At 68.0% G+C, this 18,794-nt stretch carries 17 protein-coding genes; 6 read left to right on the top strand and 11 right to left on the bottom strand.

Translation table 11 applies throughout. The annotated features are described in order from the left end of the window. Window positions 1–4: 4 nt before the first annotated feature. From ACFC96_RS13745 to ACFC96_RS13725, 5 genes are all read right to left on the bottom strand, one after another. The gene (locus ACFC96_RS13745; protein ID WP_376226969.1) at window positions 5–676 is read right to left on the bottom strand and encodes an HAD family hydrolase; all 672 of its coding nucleotides are present in this window, start codon (window positions 674–676) and stop codon (window positions 5–7) included. Window positions 677–1,003: 327 nt separating this feature from the next. Next, entirely contained in the window at window positions 1,004–1,330 is a 327-nt protein-coding gene (locus ACFC96_RS13740) for a plasmid stabilization protein (protein ID WP_376226971.1), read from the bottom strand. A 729-nt stretch (window positions 1,331–2,059) separates the two neighbouring features. Then, on the bottom strand, window positions 2,060–2,215 hold the full coding sequence (locus ACFC96_RS13735; RefSeq protein ID WP_326708308.1) for a DUF6131 family protein: 156 nt from the start codon (window positions 2,213–2,215) through the stop codon (window positions 2,060–2,062). 512 nt (window positions 2,216–2,727) lie between these two features. Beyond that, window positions 2,728–3,132 (bottom strand): YidB family protein, encoded by a 405-nt coding sequence (locus ACFC96_RS13730; RefSeq protein ID WP_376226719.1) that lies wholly within the window; start codon window positions 3,130–3,132, stop codon window positions 2,728–2,730. Window positions 3,133–4,033: 901 nt separating this feature from the next. Further along, window positions 4,034–4,207 (bottom strand): CsbD family protein, encoded by a 174-nt coding sequence (locus tag ACFC96_RS13725; protein WP_340457928.1) that lies wholly within the window; start codon window positions 4,205–4,207, stop codon window positions 4,034–4,036. A gap of 510 nt (window positions 4,208–4,717) precedes the next feature. Here ACFC96_RS13725 and ACFC96_RS13720 point away from each other — a divergent pair. Continuing rightward, entirely contained in the window at window positions 4,718–5,905 is a 1,188-nt protein-coding gene (locus tag ACFC96_RS13720) for a PP2C family protein-serine/threonine phosphatase (protein WP_376612335.1), read from the top strand. Between the two features lie 255 nt (window positions 5,906–6,160). On the opposite strand, the gene ACFC96_RS13715 is transcribed toward ACFC96_RS13720, so the two are convergent. Next, complete coding sequence (locus ACFC96_RS13715) at window positions 6,161–6,628, bottom strand: hypothetical protein (RefSeq protein WP_376612333.1); 468 nt, start codon at window positions 6,626–6,628, stop codon at window positions 6,161–6,163. A gap of 562 nt (window positions 6,629–7,190) precedes the next feature. On the opposite strand from ACFC96_RS13715, the gene ACFC96_RS13710 reads away from it, so the two are divergent. Both ACFC96_RS13710 and ACFC96_RS13705 read left to right on the top strand, forming a co-directional pair. Next, window positions 7,191–7,625, top strand: a complete 435-nt coding sequence (locus ACFC96_RS13710; protein WP_376612332.1) for a hypothetical protein — start codon at window positions 7,191–7,193, stop codon at window positions 7,623–7,625. 635 nt (window positions 7,626–8,260) lie between these two features. Then, complete coding sequence (locus ACFC96_RS13705) at window positions 8,261–9,418, top strand: RNA-guided endonuclease InsQ/TnpB family protein (protein ID WP_376612330.1); 1,158 nt, start codon at window positions 8,261–8,263, stop codon at window positions 9,416–9,418. A gap of 76 nt (window positions 9,419–9,494) precedes the next feature. Here ACFC96_RS13705 and ACFC96_RS13700 read toward each other — a convergent pair whose 3' ends face one another. Beyond that, entirely contained in the window at window positions 9,495–10,292 is a 798-nt protein-coding gene (locus ACFC96_RS13700) for a hypothetical protein (protein WP_376612328.1), read from the bottom strand. A 250-nt stretch (window positions 10,293–10,542) separates the two neighbouring features. On the opposite strand from ACFC96_RS13700, the gene ACFC96_RS13695 reads away from it, so the two are divergent. Both ACFC96_RS13695 and ACFC96_RS13690 read left to right on the top strand, forming a co-directional pair. Next, window positions 10,543–11,382 carry a hypothetical protein gene (locus tag ACFC96_RS13695; RefSeq protein WP_376612326.1) on the top strand — a complete coding sequence of 280 codons (840 nt, stop codon included), beginning with the start codon at window positions 10,543–10,545 and terminating at the stop codon, window positions 11,380–11,382. A 152-nt stretch (window positions 11,383–11,534) separates the two neighbouring features. Continuing rightward, complete coding sequence (locus ACFC96_RS13690; RefSeq protein WP_376612324.1) at window positions 11,535–12,425, top strand: hypothetical protein; 891 nt, start codon at window positions 11,535–11,537, stop codon at window positions 12,423–12,425. Window positions 12,426–12,431: 6 nt separating this feature from the next. Here ACFC96_RS13690 and ACFC96_RS13685 read toward each other — a convergent pair whose 3' ends face one another. The 4 genes from ACFC96_RS13685 to ACFC96_RS13670 form a co-directional block, all read right to left on the bottom strand. Further along, window positions 12,432–13,805, bottom strand: a complete 1,374-nt coding sequence (locus ACFC96_RS13685) for a sensor histidine kinase (protein ID WP_376612322.1) — start codon at window positions 13,803–13,805, stop codon at window positions 12,432–12,434. Then, window positions 13,802–14,464 (bottom strand): response regulator transcription factor, encoded by a 663-nt coding sequence (locus ACFC96_RS13680; protein ID WP_376612321.1) that lies wholly within the window; start codon window positions 14,462–14,464, stop codon window positions 13,802–13,804. The genes ACFC96_RS13685 and ACFC96_RS13680 overlap by 4 nt, the downstream gene beginning before the upstream one ends. A gap of 402 nt (window positions 14,465–14,866) precedes the next feature. Beyond that, complete coding sequence (locus ACFC96_RS13675; RefSeq protein WP_376612319.1) at window positions 14,867–16,138, bottom strand: alpha/beta hydrolase family protein; 1,272 nt, start codon at window positions 16,136–16,138, stop codon at window positions 14,867–14,869. 88 nt (window positions 16,139–16,226) lie between these two features. Beyond that, window positions 16,227–16,913 (bottom strand): TetR/AcrR family transcriptional regulator, encoded by a 687-nt coding sequence (locus ACFC96_RS13670; RefSeq protein ID WP_376266718.1) that lies wholly within the window; start codon window positions 16,911–16,913, stop codon window positions 16,227–16,229. 121 nt (window positions 16,914–17,034) lie between these two features. Here ACFC96_RS13670 and ACFC96_RS13665 point away from each other — a divergent pair, with 121 nt between their 5' ends. Beyond that, window positions 17,035–18,621 carry a methylmalonyl-CoA mutase gene (locus tag ACFC96_RS13665; RefSeq protein WP_376612318.1) on the top strand — a complete coding sequence of 529 codons (1,587 nt, stop codon included), beginning with the start codon at window positions 17,035–17,037 and terminating at the stop codon, window positions 18,619–18,621. Window positions 18,622–18,794 lie beyond the last annotated feature (173 nt).

Below are 18,794 nucleotides of genomic sequence, written 5' to 3'. Positions count from 1 at the left end.
ACACCTACGTGCGATGCATCTGGGCCAGGACACTCGTGTCCAGGAGGCCGAGCAGATCCGCAGGACCGTCGTACACGGCCTCGGCTCCCGCCTCTTCGAGGGCCGTACGCGGAATGCCGCCGCACAGTACGCCGACGGCGCGCACACCAGCCCTGGCGGCCGCCTTCATGTCCCAGACCGTGTCCCCCACGAACACCGCGTCGGAAGCGTCGGCCTCCGCCAGCTCCAGTGCCCGGTGAACCGGATCGGGAGCCGGCTTGCCCTCGGACACGTCGTCGGCGCTCGCCACCCCGGTGATGACGTCGTCCGCGTCGATGGCACGGCGCAGCGCCTTCAGTTCCGGTCCCCCGGCCGAGGTCGCAAGGACGATGCGCCAGTCCCGGGCGGCCAGCTCCCTCAGCAGATCCTGGGCGCCTTCGAACGACGGCAGTCGGTCGAAGTAGGTTCCGTACAACGCGGTGTGCGCGGCGGTGAGCTGCGCGTCCTGGTCCTGGTCACGGTCTTCGCCGAGGAGGTGCGCGAGCAGGTCATCGGAGCCGAGGCCGATCGCCCCGTGGACGTCATGCATCGTGACGTCGTGTCCGGCCTGTCGCAGCGCTTCCCACCACGTCACCACATGCAGGTGATTGGTGTCGACGAGCGTGCCGTCGACGTCGAACAGAGCCGCGCGTGCCATGTGTTCCACGTCCTTCGATGCGTCCGCTCCGGGATCGACCGACCTTCCGTGCATTCCCCGGCCGAGGCCCGCGACATCTCGCAGCTCCCGCCCGGTGGCGCCAGACGGCGGGTACGTGGCGGTAGCCAGGGGCCGGCGCGACCGGGTGTCGCACCCCGGGGGCGCACGGGGTACCCACTTGCTGAGCCCGGCTCGCTCCGCGTACCACAGCTCGTGCTGCTCCTCGGATCTCCCGCGACGCGAAACGGACGGTCACGGTGTCTCGCTTCGAAGCACCGCGACGAGACCGTCGAGAGCCGATGCTGGGCACTCCATGTCGCCGAGTCGTCAGCGGCCGAGAGCCTTGCGCAGCTCCTGCTTGTTCATCGACGAACGTCCGTCGATGTTGCGCTTCTTCGCCTCCTCGTACAGCTGATCCTTTGTCGGCCCCTGCGCGCCGCTGTGCGAGCGTTCGCCGCCACGCTGGTAGGCCGACTTCTTGTCCTGTGTGGAGGTCTTGCTCGCCGTCTTCGATTCGCCCGACCGCGCGCGTTCCTTGTTGACGGTACGCGCAGCGATCTCTTCGGCACGACCCTTCGATGCACCACGCTCTTCGGCGCTCTCCTTGATGTGCTCATACTGCCGTTCCCGCTTGGGACTTGAACCTCGGGGCATCATCTGTCTCCTTGCCGCTCAAGTGACGTCTCAGCGCCGGGTACCCGATACGTCGGGGTCCATCGGCATCAAGAACACGCCAACGGAGCGTGCGCCGCAACAGCACACCAACTGGGGTCCTGAATACCTTCTGAGTGCAGCCCTCGCGCAGAAGCACCGACCGCCCCACGGCGACCACTTCGTCTCGACGAACTACCCCCAAGACACCGGCGTTGCGTCTCCGTCAAGAGCCGCCCGCTGATCGTTCTTCGTCGGCGAAAGGCTCACTTGCCTGCACAGCCGCTCTGTCAGACTTCGTCTCGCGTCCCTGGGCCACTCGAGTGGGAAGCTTGCACATCTTGATGGCATGGCGAGCAGGCATCAGAACTTGTCGCCCCGAACGCGCCCAGGTCCACCTCACTCGCGGAACAGACGCGGAAGCCCGCGTCGCTGCCATCAGGGTGTAGGTCGGTTCGGTGGCGTCTGCCTCCTGCCACCGTCCGACGAGCGCAACACTCGCCGGACGGTGGTCAAGACCAGGGGTGGCGTGCCGCGTGCCGAGAAGGCACAACACTGCGATGACGCGCGCTTTGCATCCCCCGCCTTACTTCCTCCCCCACAGCGCCAGGAACGGCTATGGGCGATTCCTTGCCTTGCCTCAAAGAGAGCGCAAGCTTTGCAATCCAGCCCTGCGCTGCCTGCTGCACAGAAGCGCTGTCGTGCACCCGCTTTGAGCCGCTCGGGCGGCCATCACCAATAGTGCCGCCTGCCACCCACAGAGTGACCAACAGCTCCGAGCACCCACAAGATGGCGCCTATCACCAACAGGACAACCCCGATGGTCCACAGTATGGAAATTCCAGTCACAAGTCCGATGACAAGCAGGATGACACCGAGGATGACCATGACGCTCTCCAATCCGAGCCGGACACTCTCAATTATGCGCCTCTCCCTGCGATTCGGGGCTGACTGTCATCCTGATAGGAATTTGCTTCAGCTATGAAGTAATTCCAGTTGCGGAGTCTGAGGTCGCAGATGCGTGTCGGGGCGACGGCAACGGTAACGGCATCGAAAGGAAGAAGTGTTAGTCCTTGCATTCCTGGCGGCAGGCAGCCTTCGGTAGCGGGCAAGGGAGCGGTCCACGACCGGTACCGTCCGAACGCGCTCGGAACAATCGATGCCGCGGCGGGAGACCCCGGATGATGCAGCGTCAGCGGAGCCATCGATCTCAGGATCCTTACGACTGCACGCTCGCCCGCCGTATGTCCATCCCCCAACACGACGCAGCTCTCGCCGCCATCTGTCCGGCCGGCGCGCGCACGCGGCGCGCGACGGCCTTGCACCTGGGCACGTTGGCGTGCGAACCCTGAGAACCGGTCGGCAGTTGGCCGGCCTCGTCGCATCGCCCGTCCGCTGCCTCACCGTCGTTGCAGCTGTTGGGCGATCAGTTCCTCAAGTGCCTCGTCGGGGATCTCCCCCTCGGGGGTGAGCTTGTCGACAGCCACGGGCAACGTTTCAGCGATCTGGTCTGCCGCGTCCACCTCACGGAGCCCACATGTCCGCGCGGCCGAGGCCAGCAGACCGGGGGGAAGTGCCTGGGCAATCTCCGCGCCGCTGATGTCCTCGTTCTCCCCGGTGCCGGTCCAGGAGGCGACTTTTGCCCCCAACCCGCCATCCCTGAGCCGGCCGAGCAGCCCTTCCAGCGCATTGCCGGCCTCGCTCCTGGCGCCGTCGAACAGCGCGCCGAGCATTTTCCCCGACCCGGAGGAACTACCCCTGCCCAGGAGGTTCCCCAGCAGACTCCCCAAATCATTGTCCGCCATCACGCGTTCCCTTCTTCGCGGTACGCCACCGCCCGGAACGGTCGGCCGCCGTGCCCCATCCAACGACCGAGCCGCCGCCAGGAACTGGGACAGGCAGACGCACACACTCTTTCAGCGGACGCAGGCCGTAGAGGCAAGGGATGTCGAGTCGCTTGAACCGGCACCTCGTTGGTGAAGGGTGAGAAGAACAGGCTGACACGCCGACGGTGCACGGGATCGGCCCCTATTGGGGACGGCGGCGAGGGTCTATAGATCCCGCAACCGACCGTCGACGGCTTCCAGTTGGCCGGGGTGTTGCGCGCACTCGACGACCCAACGCGGCCGCACTTACTGCGGCTGGACGTGAACGGTGCGAGCAGGTCCGCGCGCCCCGCCGCGCCCGGCGCAAGGGCACTCCCCCGGCACAAGGGACACCCGCGAGCCACCGGCCAGCGAGGCACGGCGCGGGAGGCCGACATGGCGCTGATCGATAGCCCGGACAAGAGCGACTCATCGGAGAACCTCTCATCGGCCGATGCCTTGGTCGGGATGGAAGTGGCCTTCGCTCTGGCTGCTTCGGATGGCGTCGGAAGCTCGCAGGGGGCTGCTCGTGCCGTTCGTTCCGGTCGTCGTCCTTGAGCAGGATCGGCGTGGTACGGAACCTGAGGATGAGGCGCCCAGGCAGACGGGCAGCCCATCGGTGAGCACCGTGCCAACGCCCCCCGACTCAGCGGGAGGACCCGCCGTGGGGTAGCCGCCACATGGAATTGGCTTCGACGGTCGTCCGCTGATCCGAGGCCCCGGATACCTCAAATACCCCGGACAAGGGGCAGGGGTCTGTCGTCCTGTCGGCAGTTCCGGTCTTGCGCACGCCTTGTGCCTGCCGCGCGATACCGTGCGGCAGGCACACAGGTCGTTTTCATTAACCGCGGAAGATGTCCTTCCCCTTCTCCTTGGCCTGGCGCGCGTCCCCCTTGGCCTTCTCCGCGCGACCCTTGGCGGTCATCTCTTCATTGCCTATCGTGCGCCCGGTCGTTTCCTTCAACTTACCCTTCACTTGCTCCTTCTTGGCTTTGGCCTTCTCGTTTCCAGCCACAGCGCGCTCCCGTCCCAACCCCGTCGAGGCAGTTGTCCTTCTCTGGGCCTAACCGCAAAGTACCCCTCAGAGCCATTGTCAAGCCCGCAGTCGCGGCTTTTGCTCAGAAATTCAATAACGGGGCTCGTTCCACTACGCTGGGCAAAAGACCGTGTGTGCGTTGCGGACCGGCCGTGGCTTGGTCTTGTGCCGATTCCCTCGGGATCACAGGCGACATATGCCCCCCCAGCACGGACGGACACCGCCGGCCACCGAAGCGCACTGAGGGTTATCGCTGCACCCAATGTGCTGCGCCGCCTGCCTCGGGAAGGATTCTTGCGCCGGTGCCGCTCAGGCGGCGTCGGCGCCGGTGCACACGACCCTGGCCGAGGAAGTCACGGCGGACAGCACCGTGTCGCCCACGACCAGAAGGATCCGGCCCCGTCCCCTACGGGCAAGCCCTAGGTCGCGGTGTGAGACTGCACAGGTACGTAGCGGCCCTGGACCAGGGTCCGGACGAGGGGTGATGAGGTGGCCGTTCCGGAGATCCCTGAGGTTGCCCTCTCCGAGTTCCTCGCGGATGTCGGCAACTCGACGCTCGACCTCACCACCACCATGGCACGTTGCACCAAGGCCATGGGCCTTGAGCATTCCGTCGTGTACCTGGCCGACCTGCAACAACGACAGCTGACCCCGCTCAACGACCTGGTAGGGACGCTCCCTATCGACGATTCACTCGCCGGCTGGACGTACCGCACCCAGGACCTGCGCATCGAGGAGTCCGATTTCGGGGGGATGACGGCGTGGCTGCCACTTGTGGACGGGGCCGAGCGCCTTGGCGTCCTCGCTGTACGGGCCCCGGCCTTCGATGCGCTGTCACTGCGGCGTGGCAAGACGCTCGCTTCCCTGTTCGCCATGATGATCACGTCCAAGCGGGCGTACAAAGACACGTACGTTCGCCATACCCTTACGGAACCGATGCAGCTGGCGGCCGAGATGCTGCGCGCCTTTCTCCCGCCCCGCACGATCGGCTCCACGCGCGCCGTGTCGACCGCTGTCCTGGAACCGGCTTACGAGATCGGCGGGGACGCGTTCGATCATGCCCTGACGGACTCGACCCTCCATACGGCGATCCTGGACGCCATGGGACACGATCTGGCCTCGGGGCTGACATCGGTCGTGTCACTGGCCGCCTGCCGTAACGCGCGCCGCACCGGAGCGGACCTCCCCGAACTCGTGGAGTGCGTCGATGCCGCCCTGTCCAAGTGGCTGCCGGACCAGTTCTGCACCGCGGTCGTCTCCCAACTGAACCTGAGCACCGGCAAGCTGCGCTGGATCAACTGCGGACACCCCGCACCGCTCCTCATCCGTGACCATCGCCTGGTCGCCGGAGCCATGGACCGCGAAGCAGATCCGCCCATGGGGATGCCGGCCGTCTTCGCCTCACGGCCCCGGCGCGTGCACGAGATATCCCTGGAACCGGGTGATCGCGTGCTGATGTTCACCGATGGCGTCACGGAAGCCCGGACGGAGGACGGCGGCGAGATGGGTCTCGAACGGTTCGCCGACTACGTCGTCCGGGCCGCCGCGTCAGGCGAACTGGCGCCGGAGACACTGCGGCGCCTCATTCAGGCGATCCTGAACGCCCAGGAAAACCGTCTCCGCGACGACGCAACCATCCTCATGTTCGAATGGCGGCAGACGCCCCAGACCCCCTAGGCCGGCCGCACGACCACCCCAGCAACGCACATCGGTCATGTGCCCTGACGCAGGCGCCGAAGGCTCATGCGTCCTCGGCGAGGCAGGCGGGACGGAACAGACCTCCGGCCCACCTGCCTCACTTCGAAGCCGCTCAGGCATCAGCGACCATCAGGTGACCTAACGGATCCGCCGCTCCGCCTGTACCGCGATGCGGTGTGCGTGTTCGCGGCCACGAACACCCAGGCCAGGTCCGACACAGGCGTGGAAGCAGCGTTACAGCCAGCCGACCTTCGTGATCACGTCGGCAGCGACCTCGCCGACCGAGCGCCGGGTGGCGTCAACGGTGAAGTCATCGACTGCTGCTCGGTCGAGAATTCCCGCCAGTTCGCCGGCCCTGGCCAAGTGCCATCGCAGCGCTTCGGGCTCGCTCTCATGTCGGCGCACGAGCCGCTGGTGATTGACGGGCAGATCGACCGTGAGCCGACACACCGAAAGCTCGATACCGACCGCTTCGGCGCACAGTTTCCGGTCGTCCAGATCCTCGATCACACCGGCGAGGACCAGCCGAGTCGCCCCGGCAGCGAGGTAGTTGCCGGACATGCTGCGCAGGTTCCGCACCATCATCCCGAAGTTGAAGCGGTCTCCCGACGGGGCGGGCCAGGACTGGCGCAGCCCGTCGAGGTCGATGACGGCACTGGGTATCCGGGCAGCGGCGAGCAGGCCTCCGACGCTCTCAGCCACGGACGTCTTGCCAACACCTACAGTGCCGTTGATCAGGAGAGCACGCGGCTCCAGAGAACTGACTGCTTGCATGAACGAGACCCTACGACCCGACACGGCCGCAGTTCATCGGCCTCCCATGTCGCAGACGAACGGCCCGCACTTGCTCTCCATCCGGTCGTCGCCTCAGATCACCACCGGCTGTGCTGATCGACCACGTTCAGAGCCCGCGAACGCACCCACTTTCGATGTCCCGTTGAGGGCAGACGCCGTGCCTTCCGACGGACACAGAGCCAACTGGTCCAGGTGTGGCTGGAATTGCCGGAGAGGGTGCTGCCACTCGCGTTCGTGCGGATGCGGAAGCCTGGCGCGGCAACGGCGTACAGCGCCACTCCTGCACCCCCGCCACGACGGATGCGACGAGCGCCCCGCAGCCGGGGGCCCAAGCCGCGGGCCCGCTCGGTGCGGCCCCGGACGCCCGGCCCGGCTCAAGCGGACAGACGACAGCGGCCGGCCGGGGGTCCGGACACCGACGGGTCAGTACGGATTGCGGTCTGCCGCATGGCTGGATCTCATGGTTTCCATGCAGCGACAAGACTCGGGGTCGGACGACCTCGTACCTCCGATAGAGCGTTCGCACTGGGTGGCCTTCGCCGGGATCCTGCTGATGGTCAGCGCCCTGTTCAACCTTCTCACCGGCTTCGTGGCGATCTTGAACCACGGCTACTACTCGAAGGTGTACTCCCAGGGCAACCGGCTGCTCATCCTGAACTACACGGCCTGGGGCTGGATCTTCGTCGTCATCGGCATCCTGATGGCCCTGGCGGGTATCGGCGTGTTCGTGGGCTCCAGGGCGGCGCGACTGACAGGCGTCTGCCTGGCCGCGTTCTGCCTGGTCGGGCAAATGATCTTCCTTCCGGTCTACCCGTTCTGGTCGCTGTTCACGATGCTCGTGTCCCTGCTGGTGATCTACGGCCTGTTGGCCGAGCCGCGGCATGTGCACGGGGTCCGGGTGTAGCAGGCGCAGATGTCGTACGTCCGCCGGCCGAGCAGGAGAGCGTCGGTGCCGTCGGGAGCGGCACCGAACCGTGTTCCGGCGGCGTCGCCCAGCAGGAGCGCCCGCCAACCGTGCGTGAAGGCTCACCTTGTGGGCAGTTGGCCCTGGTGGGCGCGTGCCCGAGCGCATACGACTGCGCCCCGGTCCTCGTGACGGGAGTGGGGTGCATTGTTGTGCGGAGTCACGCATTCCGGAGCCTGGCCCGCTGCTCCTCTCTGGCGGGGCTCCGTGCTCTGTGCGGCCATTGTTCGACGAGGCGGCGAGTCGCACTGCCAGGCCCGGCGGGCGAGTGCGGGAGCGGGCCGGTCGAGTGGCAGACGCCACGCGCACGGGTCGGTCAACTCGTGCCCCGACTAGGCGCGTTGCTGACAGAACACCCCATCGCCCGGGAAAGTACGTCCTCCCCGAGCTGATCCGCAGTCCCTACGCATGGCTCGGCTTCCGCCACCTCGCCGGGCGCGTCCCTGACCTTTCAGCGGAATCTAGTGAGATCCCCGGGCCTTCGGGCCGGGGAGGAATCACTTCTCGAAATGGGGGTGGCCTGCGTGTACGCACGGGTCTGCTTTGTTGTCAGTGCCCCCGCATAGGGTTTCGGTATGAAGATCGTGGTGCAGGTGAAGCTGATGCCGGAGGCCGAACAGGCCGCCGCGCTGCGCTCCACGCTGCGCACGGTCAACGATCTGGCGTGCTGGGTGTCCCAGGTGGCGTTCGCTCGCGGGGTGCCGCGTGAGTATGAGTTGCGTAGGCACACGTATTTGCATCTCAAGGCCGTGGGGCTGGGGGCGCAGGCCGCGCAGCATGTGATCAAGAAGGTGCGTGACGTGTACACCACGCTGCACGCCAACCTGCGTGCCGGACATCTCGGCAGGCCGAAGTCGAGGCGTCGGGTCAAGGCGGAGTCCAAGCCGATCGTGTTCCGGCCCGAGGCCGCGCAGCCGTATGACGACCGGTGTCTGAGCTGGCAGTACGACCAACAGACGGTGTCCATCTGGACGATGGCCGGGCGCATCAAGAACGTCTCGTTCGTGTGCGCCGCCGACACGCTCAAGACGCTCCGCGACTACCGCAAGGGCGAGTCCGATCTGATCGAGCGCGACGGCGTGTTCTATCTGATCGCCACCTGTGACGTGCCCGAGGCAGAGCAGTACGAGCCGGACGGTTTCATCGGCGTGGACCTCGGCATCGTCAACATCGCCACCACGTCCACCGGCTACCAGGCCGCCGGGCGCGGACCGGGCCGCTACCGCAAACGCCAGCTCACGCTGCGCGCCAAGCTCCAGAAGAAGCGCACCAAGTCCGCCAAACGCCGGTTGAAAGAACGCTCCCGCCGCGAGCAGCGGCACGTCAAGAACACCAACCACATCATCGCCAAGACGATCGTGACCGAGGCTGAACGCACCTCTGCCGGGATCTCCCTGGAAGAACTCAAGGGAATCCGGCAGAGGGTACGGCTCCGTAAGCCCCAACGGGTCACGCTCCACTCCTGGGCCTTCGCCCAGCTCGGAGACTTCATCGTCTACAAGGCCCGCAGGGCCGGTGTGCCCCTGGTCTACGTCGATCCCGCGTACACGTCGCAGACGTGCTGCGAATGCCAGCACATCGACAAGCGCAACCGGGTCGACCGAGGGCTTTTCATCTGCCGGGGGTGCGGGGTCGTTGCCCACGCCGACCGGAACGCTTCCCACAACATCGCCCGCAAGGGCGAGGCTGTGTGGACTGCGGGGCGTGAGTCACGCGTCCCTGCCACCCCATAACGGGGTGTCTGGACGGAGGAGCCCACCCAGCAGCCAGCCGGGAACTACCTCCAAACCCGGTCCTTTCAGGGCCGGGTCAAGCTGACGCTGTGGTGGGGGTACGCCTGTCGCGCTGTGACACGGCGAGGTAGCCGACGAATCCGATGATCGCGGCCGTCCACGCCAGCGTGACCGGCGCCAGTCCGAGGCCCAGGGCACCGCGGGTGCGTCCGAGTGCCATCCAGTCCGCGAGGGAGGCACCGAGGGGGCGGGTGATGACGTACGCGGTCCAGAACGCGGTCACCGCGCTGATGCCGCCGAACCGGTGGGCCAGGGCGGGCACGCAGATGCCGGCCGCGAAGAGGACGACCGAGCCCAGGTAGCCGAGGCCGTCAGCGGCGGTGAGGTCGCCCGCGGCGGTGCCGAGGGCGAAGGTGGCGAGTACGGCCGCCCAGTAGAACGCCTCGCGGCGGCGCGTTCGGATGGTGTGGATGGACAGGGTCCGCTCGCTCACGTACCAGAGGACGAAGACCGCGGCCAGCAGGACGAGGAAGGCCGGGGCCGACACCACGTACGGCACGCCCAGGCCGACGTGCAGAACGTCGGCGGCCATGGTGCCGAACACACTGACCATGACGACGGCGGTCCAGTAGGCCCAGGCGACGTACCGGCGACGGGTGAGCTGAAGGGCCAGGGACGCCGCCAGGGCGAGGCCGCCGAGCGCGACCGCCGGTATCGGGCCGAGGGTTCGGGCCAGGAGGTCCGACGCTGTCTCGCCCATGCCCGTGGTCAGCACCTTGATGATCCAGAAGTAGGCGGTCACCTCCGGCACCTTGTTCGCCAAGTGGCGTACGGGGATGAGGGGCCGGTCGTCGAGGACGCGCTCTGTGGTCATGATCCGCACGTTGGCACTTGGTTCCTGAATGCATCCTGAATGGCGTGTGTGCGGCAGCGGTGCGACGTAGTACCGCGGGGCGAGTGGGCCACGGCCGGGCGCTGAAGTTGTTCGTCATGGCACGCGTGGTGCTCGGGTGGGGCAGATGCGGACGCGGAGGGGACGTAGAGGGGATGCAAAGGGGGCGCGATAGGCGATGCCGTACGGCGGTCAGGATGCGTTCAGGTATCCCGTGGCACGGTCGGGCCTCATGACAAACGAGATGTCAAAGACCTCCGCAGCGCCGGCGGCCGACAGCCAGGCGCTGTCCTCCGGCCCCCGGCCACGCTGGAACAAAGTGCCCGAAGTCACCGCCTACTTCTGGATCATCAAGGTGCTCTGCACCACCGTGGGCGAGACAGCTGCCGACCTGCTCAACGAGAAGGCAGGCCTCGGCCTGACCGGTGTGTCGGTGCTGATGAGCGCGCTCCTGGCCGTCGTCCTCGTCGTCCAGTTCCGCACCAGCGCATACCGCGCGGGCGTGTACTGGCTCGCGGTCGCCCTGATCAGCGTCGTCGGCACGCTGATCAGCGACAACCTCACCGACAACATGGGCGTGCCGCTGGAGACCAGTACCACCGTCTTCGCGATCATCCTCGCGATCGTCTTCGTGTTCTGGTACCGGCGCGAGCGGACGCTGTCGATCCACAGCATCGACAGCACCAGCCGGGAGTCCTTCTACTGGCTCGCCGTCCTGTTCACCTTCGCCCTCGGCACCGCGGCCGGTGACCTGGTCTCCGAGCGCATGGACCTCGGTTACTGGCTCGCCGCGGCGCTGTTCGGCCTGGCCATCGCCGCGGTCGCCCTCGCGCACTTCAAGCTCGGCCTGGACGCGGTCTGGAGCTTCTGGATCGCCTACATCCTCACCCGTCCGCTCGGCGCGTCCATCGGTGACTACCTCTCCCAGCCCACCGGTGACGGCGGCCTGGGCATGGGCACGGTGGTCACCAGTGGACTGTTCCTCGCGGTCATCCTCGGCCTGGTCGTGTATCTGTCGGTGACCCGGAAGGACGTGACGCAGCCGCAGCGCGCAGCCCGGCACGCGGTCTGAGCAGGCGCGCAGGCGATGTTCAGGATGTATTCAGGCTGATACTGGCACCGTCGGTGCGGGCGATCACTCTTCGGGGTCGCCTCGTGACACAGGGCGCTCGCCTCCCGCGGGGGGCGGGCGTCCTGCCGTACGACCGAATCGGAGCCCCCACCTTGCAGCAACCCGAGATGTTCACCGATCTGGACGTCACGAGCACGACCAGATCGGTGATGAAGAAGCTTCCCGAGGTCACTCTGGCGTTCTGGATCATGAAGATCGCCGCGACCACGCTCGGCGAGACCGCCGGTGACCTCTTCGCACAGACCCTCCGACTCGGCTACTTCCTCACCACGATCGGGCTGTTCCTGATCTTCGTGGTGACCTTGGTCATGCAGCTGAGGTCCAGCCGCTACAACCCGTTCTTCTACTGGACCGTGATCCTGTCGACCAGCATGGCCGGTACCACGATGTCCGACTTCATGAACCGTGACGCGGGGGCCAAGTACCTGTCCGGCGACGCCACTTCACTCGGCTGGGGCCCGCAGGGCCTGGGCCTTGGCTACCCGACCGGGGCAGCGATCCTCATCTCGATCCTGCTGGTCATCTTCGCGGTCTGGAAGGCCACCGGGATGACCTTCCAGATCCGTGACATCGTCACCTTCCGCGGCGAGGCGCTGTTCTGGTCGGCGATCCTCGTCTCCAACACCCTCGGCACGTCGATGGGTGACTTCCTGTCGGACAGCTCCGGGCTCGGTTACGCCGGAGGCGCGCTGCTCGTGAGCGGGGCACTCGGCGTTCTCGTCGCCCTGATGAAGGTGCCGGTGGTGCCGAACGTGCTGCTTTTCTGGATCGCCTTCGTCCTCACCCGCCCGTTGGGCGCCACCGCGGGCGACTTCCTGACCAAGCCGGTCGCCAAGGGCGGCCTGAACCTCGGCACGCCTGGTTCGTCGGCCGTACTCCTGGCCGTCCTGCTCGGCCTGGTGGCGTACGCGCAGGTCCAGGAACGCCGGACCGCCGCAGCGCGGCCGACGGGGCGGGAGCCGGTCACTCAGCGGGCCGACTGAGTCCGGTCACCCGACAGGCAGGTCGACCCGGAAGCGCGCGCCGTCGGTGTACCCGGGGTCGTGGGACACGTCGCCACCGACGGCGCGGGCCAGGCGCCGCGCGAGCGGCAGTCCGAGGCCCGCGCCGTCGTGCCCGTCGTCCGGGTCGGCGCGGCGGCCGGGTTGGAAGAGGTCACCGACGAACATCGCCGGCACGCCGGGACCGTCGTCGGTGACGTCGATACGCACCCTGCCGGGCAGCCGCCGCGCGGACACGGTCACCGCGGAGTGCGCGAACCGGACCGCGTTGGTCAGCAGCGGGCTGACGATGCGTTCGAGGAGGGCGGGCGCGACTCCCGCCTGCAGCTCTGGATCCGCCACGTCGACGAAGGTCTTCACGTGCTGCCTCTCGTCGAAGCTGTCGACCAGCCGTTGCAGGACGGGGTCGACGGTCGTGGTGCCGGGGGCCGCCGAGGAGTTCTGAGTTCTGTCCCGGGCGTCGCTGAGAAGTGTGTCGCAGATGGTGCGCATGGACCGGGCGGCCTCGGCGATCACCTCATGGGTGGCGCGGGTTTCGGCGGCGGTGCGGGGGCGCGCCTTCCACCAGTCGAGCTCGATGACGATCCGGGTGAGCGGGGTGCGCAGTTCGTGGGACAGTTCGCCGGTCAGCTGCTGCTCGTGCCGCAGCACGGTGCGTATGCGGTCCAGCAGAGTGTCCAACGAGGCCCCCAGGCGGGCGAGTTCGGCCGGATGGCCCTCGACACCGAAGCGCTCGTCGGCGGCGACGGCGCTCCACTGGGTGGCCTGGTCGGTCATGGTGCGGACAGGTCGCAGCGCTCGCCCGACGGCCAGGCGTGTCAGCGCGTAGGTGCACGCGAGCATGACGGCGTCCAGGATCAGGGAGCCCACCAGCAGCGTGTCGGCTGAACTGCGGTACGGCCCCAGGTCCAGGGCCGTGACCACGGTGGCGCCGTGACGGCCGCCCACGAGGTCCGAGCACAGGCGTACGGCGTGCGGGCTTTCGGGGTCGACGGTCGAACAGGCTCGCTTCCGTTGCGCGGCGAGCCGACCGGCGGCCCGGGCCGGCGCGCTGTTTGCCGTGGTGGCAGGGGGCTGCTCCAGCACTCGTGTCCCGGCGTAGATCCATGCGTTGGCGTCGAGGAGGTGGTCGTTGACGGTCTCCAGGACCCGCACTCGGGGACCGCTGGTGTCGATGGTCGTGGCGACGGCAGCCGCGCGGTTGCGCAGTTCGTCGTCCGCCTGGTGCTGCAGGTGCCGGTCCATCACGGTGTTGAACGCAACGGTCAGCACGGTCATCAGGAGCGCGGCGGTGGTCAGCGCCACGAGGGAGAGCCGGCCGCGCAGGGTGCGGGGAGCCAGTCGGCGCGGGAGACGGTTCATGACAGGCGGTGTCCGATCCCGCGCGCCGTCGTGAGGCTCAGGTCGCTGCCGACTTGGCGCAGCTTGCGACGCAGCCGGCTCAGGTACTGATCGAGGGTGTTGTCGCTGACTTGCGCGCCGTCCGGCCAGGCGGCCCTCACCAGGTCGCGCCGGCTCACGATGCTGCCGTATGCGCCCACGAGCGTCGCCAGCAGCCGGAACTCCGTCGGCGACAGGTCTACGTGGACGTCTCCGACCCTCGCACTGTGCCGGGTCGCGTCCAGGACCACATCTCCGGCCGTGGCCACGGCCGGCGGCCCGGCGCGTTTGAGCGCGGCCCTCAGCCGGGCGACGAGTTCGGCGAAATGGAATGGTTTGGGCAGATAGTCGTCGGCCCCGGCGGAGAACCCGGACAGCCGGTCGGTGAGGTGGTGGCGGGCTGTCAGGAAGATGACCGGGGCGGCGAAGCCGTTGGCGCGCAGCGCCTGGCACACGTCCCGCCCGTCCGCGTCGGGCAGCCCCACGTCCAGGACGACCGCGGCGATGTCGTCGGTGGCCAGCCGCAGGGCGGTGGCACCGTCGACGGCGAGCACGGGCGCGAAATCCTCGTCCGACAGGCCGCGGCGCAGCACATCACGCAGGGCGTGATCGTCCTCGACGACCAGGATCTTGTGGTGCATGGTCCTCCGTCGGATCTTCCGGCGATGGGTCGTGCTGCCGCGCCGAAGCAGCACCCGCCCAGTGACTACAATTCTGTAGACGGTCTACTGAACTGTAGACGATAGTGAAGTGGGGTCCGTTCCGAAGACGGACCGACGTCCGAACGCCGCGGATGAACACCGCGAACGAGGGTCGCGAAGGGAGGCCGCGGGCTGGTGCGCTCGACGCGACCCCTCGCCGATGCGGACGGGCCGATGTCGTCATACGGCGCGAGCGCGGCGATCAAGCGATCTCGATGGTGGCCGTTCGTGCCCTACGTGCCCTATGAGTCCATGCGGCCATGGCGGCATCCCGCGGCCTTGCGGCGCGGCCCCGGCCGCGCTGCGCGTTCCGCAGCGCGGCCGGGAGACCCGAGTCGGGTCCTACACGAACCGCACCTCGGGGTACCTGGACGAGGGGCCGTCCAGGAAGTGGCCGTCCGCGCGTCCGCGAAGCCAGCGGTCGAAGAACGCGGTGACATACGCCCGCTGCGCGGCGATCGCCCGCGCCGCCGGGACCGTCCCCACCAGGCCGGTCACCGTCTCACGCGGCAGCCCCAGCTGCCGGGCGATCTGCGGGATCAGCGACATCGCATCGGTGTACGTCGCATGCTGCGCACCACGCAGCACCAGGTCCCGGCGCCAGCCGTCGCTGTGCTCCCACACCGCGCGCCAGGACGGCACGTTCGTACGGTCGTCACCGTCCATGCCCATCAGGAGGAACGGCCCGTCCACCCCGTCGCGGGCCACCGTCGACAGCTCTCCCTCGTCATGGTCGTCCGACACGTAGGCGAGCACCCCGTCCAGATTCGCGGCCGCCGCGATGCGTCCGTCGTCATGCATGGTCTGCAGCGCCGCGAAGCCGCCCGCCGACTGCCCGAACATGCCGATCGGTACGCGCTCCAGGCGGCCCGCGGCGAACGCCCGCTCCACCTCGTCCAGTACGAACCGCGTATCGGCCACCCGAACCGCACAGGTCTTCCGCATCAGGGCGACGACCGCTGCGGGCCCTTCCCGCTGCGCCCGTTCGAACTCCTGCGGAAGCAGAGTCACCTCCACCCGCCCACCGGGGAACTCCACCGCCGACGCGTCATAGGTGTGGTCGATCGCCACTACTACGTACCCGTGCGACGCCAGCTCGTCCGTCAGCGTCGTGCCCAGGGTGCGCGGGTCACCCACTCCCGGCGAGTACAGGACGACCGGCCGCTCCCCGCGCCGGTCCGGCGGCGCGGCGAGGTGGGCGTAGGTCCACGTCCCGCTCCAGTCGATGCGGCCCTTCGGCAGGTCGCCGAAGTTGTTCACACGGTCGAAGCCGGCAGCCTCTCCCTTCGTCATCTGCGGCACACGCGGGTGCGCGGCGACGGAGCGGGCCGGGTACCGCACATCCACCATCAACTCGCGCCTGCGCCCGGGCACCCACGGATCGGCACGTCCCCGGTCCACCAGGCGCAGCGACACCGTCCCCACGCCGTACGGCCCGGTCGGCGCGGGCAGTTGCATACCCGCCGTGCGGGGCGTTCCGTGCGCTCCCATCGCCGTCGCTGTCGCGCCGGTGCCGGGTCCGCCCGTCACCGCCCAGGCGAGGCCGAACGCGGACGCGGCCAGCACGCGGCGCCTGCTCGTCATGGTGGTCTTGGTGTCGCCGTCGATGTGCATGCCGCAAGCTTCACCGGTGGCCCGCCCACGTCACCATCCGGCAGGCCGGAGCATCCAGTTGGGGGAAATCCCCACCCCTCACCAGCGCTCAGCGCACCGTGCCGTCCTCGACGAGTCGCCTCAGCGAGGGGAGCAACGCGTCGAGGTCCTGTCCGGTCCGGAAGGCCACGACGGTGGTGCCGCCGTCCCCGGAATCACCGGTGCCGGACGGCGCGGGGAAGAGCGCGAGCACCTCGCTCATCGCCTCGTCCATCTCGGCCACCGGGTCGGAGGTCTCGCCCCGGAGCCACCGGCGCAGGACGTGGTTGTGGGCCGCGACCACGGCCGCCGCCATCAGTTCGGCCCGTAGTGACGCCGACTCCGTGGGGTCGCCCATCCACTCCGCGATGAACTCGCGGAACAGTCGCTGGTACCTGGCCACACTGGCGATCTCACGGTCCCGCAGGACCGCGACCTTGCTGGTCAGCCTGTACCGCCGCCGCGCGAGGTCACCCTCTTCGATGTAGTGCATCAGCACCAGACGCACCGCGTCGGACACGGCGATCAGCCCGGTGCTGTGGCTGGAGGTGGCCAGCCTGTCCTTGATCAGCGCGAGCAGCCGGTCATGGTCGGGGAAGATCACGTCTTCCTTCGACCGGTAGTGCCGGAAGAACGTCGTGCGTCCCGCTCCGGCCCGCTCGGCGATCTCGTCGACGGTGGTCTGCTCGTATCCGCGCTCGTCGAAGAGCGCGAAGGCGGCGTCCGCGAGTCGGATCCGCGCGGTTGGCTTACTCATGACCACCCATCCTCACTCATGACCGCCCATCCTTCCCTGTCTCGGTGCTCGGGAGCCACTTGCCCAAGCTACCGGTACTGAGTACCGTTGTCATGACATCGAGTACCGAAGGAGGCCCGCCGTGGGTTCCGTGGCACAGAGCGAGTCCGGTCTGCCCATCCAGCCGCTCTACGACGGCTGGTCGCTGACGGATTTCGACGCGGACGCCAAGCTGGGCGCCCCGGGAAAGTTTCCGTACACGCGTGGCGTGTATCCGTCGATGTACACCGGCCGGCCGTGGACGATGCGGCAGTACGCCGGTTTCGGTACGGCGAAGGAGTCCAACGAGCGCTACCACGAGTTGGTCGGCGCCGGCACGGGCGGCCTGAGCGTCGCCTTCGACCTGCCGACGCAGATGGGCTACGACTCCGACGAGCCGATCGCCCGCGGCGAGGTGGGCAAGGTCGGCGTCGCCATCGACTCGATCGAGGACATGCGCACGCTGTTCCAGGGTCTGCCGCTGGACAAGGTGTCCACGTCGATGACGATCAACGCCCCCGCCTCGACGCTGCTCCTGCTCTACCAGCTCGTCGCGGCCGAGCAGGGCATCTCCGGTGACCAGCTCACCGGCACCATCCAGAACGACGTGCTCAAGGAGTACATCGCCCGCGGCACGTACATCTTCCCGCCGAAGCAGTCCCTCCGGCTGATCAGCGACATCTTCGCCTACTGCCACAAGGAGCTGCCCCGCTGGAACACGATCTCCATCTCGGGGTACCACATGGCCGAGGCGGGTGCCACGCCCGCACAGGAGATCGCCTTCACTCTCGCCAACGCGAAGGAATACGTGCGCGCCGCGATCGCCGCCGGCCTCGACGTCGACGACTTCGCACCGCGCCTGTCGTTCTTCTTCGTCGCCCGGACCACGCTCCTCGAGGAAATCGCCAAGTTCCGCGCCGCCCGCCGCATCTGGGCCCGCATCATGCGCGACGAGTTCAAGGCCAAGAACCCCAAGTCGCAGATGCTGCGTTTCCACACCCAGACCGCCGGGGTTCAGCTGACCGCGCAGCAGCCCGAGGTCAACCTCGTACGGGTCGCCCTTCAGGGCCTGGGCGCGGTCCTCGGCGGGACGCAGTCCCTGCACACCAACTCCTACGACGAGGCCATCGCCCTGCCCACGCAGAAGGCGGCGCGGCTCGCCCTGCGCACCCAGCAGGTCATCGCCTACGAGACCGACGTGACCAAGACCGTCGACCCGTTCGCCGGGTCCTACGTCATGGAGTCGATGACGGACGACGTCGAGGCGGCGGCGCTCGAGCTGATCCAGGCCGTCGAGGACCGCGGCGGCGCGGTGGCGGCGATCGAGCAGGGCTTCCAGAAGTCCGAGATCGAGAAGTCCGCGTACCGGATCGCGCTGGAGATCGACCACGAGGAGCGCACCGTGGTCGGCGTCAACAAGTACGCCCTCGACGAGGAGGAGCCGTACGAGCCGCTGCGGGTCGACCCCCAGATCGAGATCGACCAGTGCGAACGCCTCGCGGCTCTGCGCAAGGACCGCGACAACGACGCCGTCGAGCGAGCCCTCGAGGCGCTGCGCGACGCGGCGCGCGGCACCGCCAACGTCCTCCCTCCGATGCGCGAGGCCCTGCGCCTGCGCGCCACGGTCGGCGAGGTCTCTCACGCCCTGCGCGACGTGTGGGGCGTGCACGTCCCCCACGACACGTTCTGATCCTTCCTCCTGTCCCCCTTCGATCCGTCAGATCATTTCCATGACCAGCCAGCCCCGGTGGAGCAACCAGTGAACGAAATCGACATCCACACGACCGCGGGAAAGCTCGCGGATCTGCAGCGCCGGATCGAAGAGGCCACGCACGCCGGCTCCGCACGCGCGGTGGAGAAGCA

Source organism: Streptomyces sp. NPDC055955, from assembly GCF_042270245.1.
In the GTDB taxonomy this organism is placed as follows: Bacteria; Actinomycetota; Actinomycetes; order Streptomycetales; family Streptomycetaceae; genus Streptomyces.
This window is presented reverse-complemented; position numbering and strand designations above follow the sequence as displayed.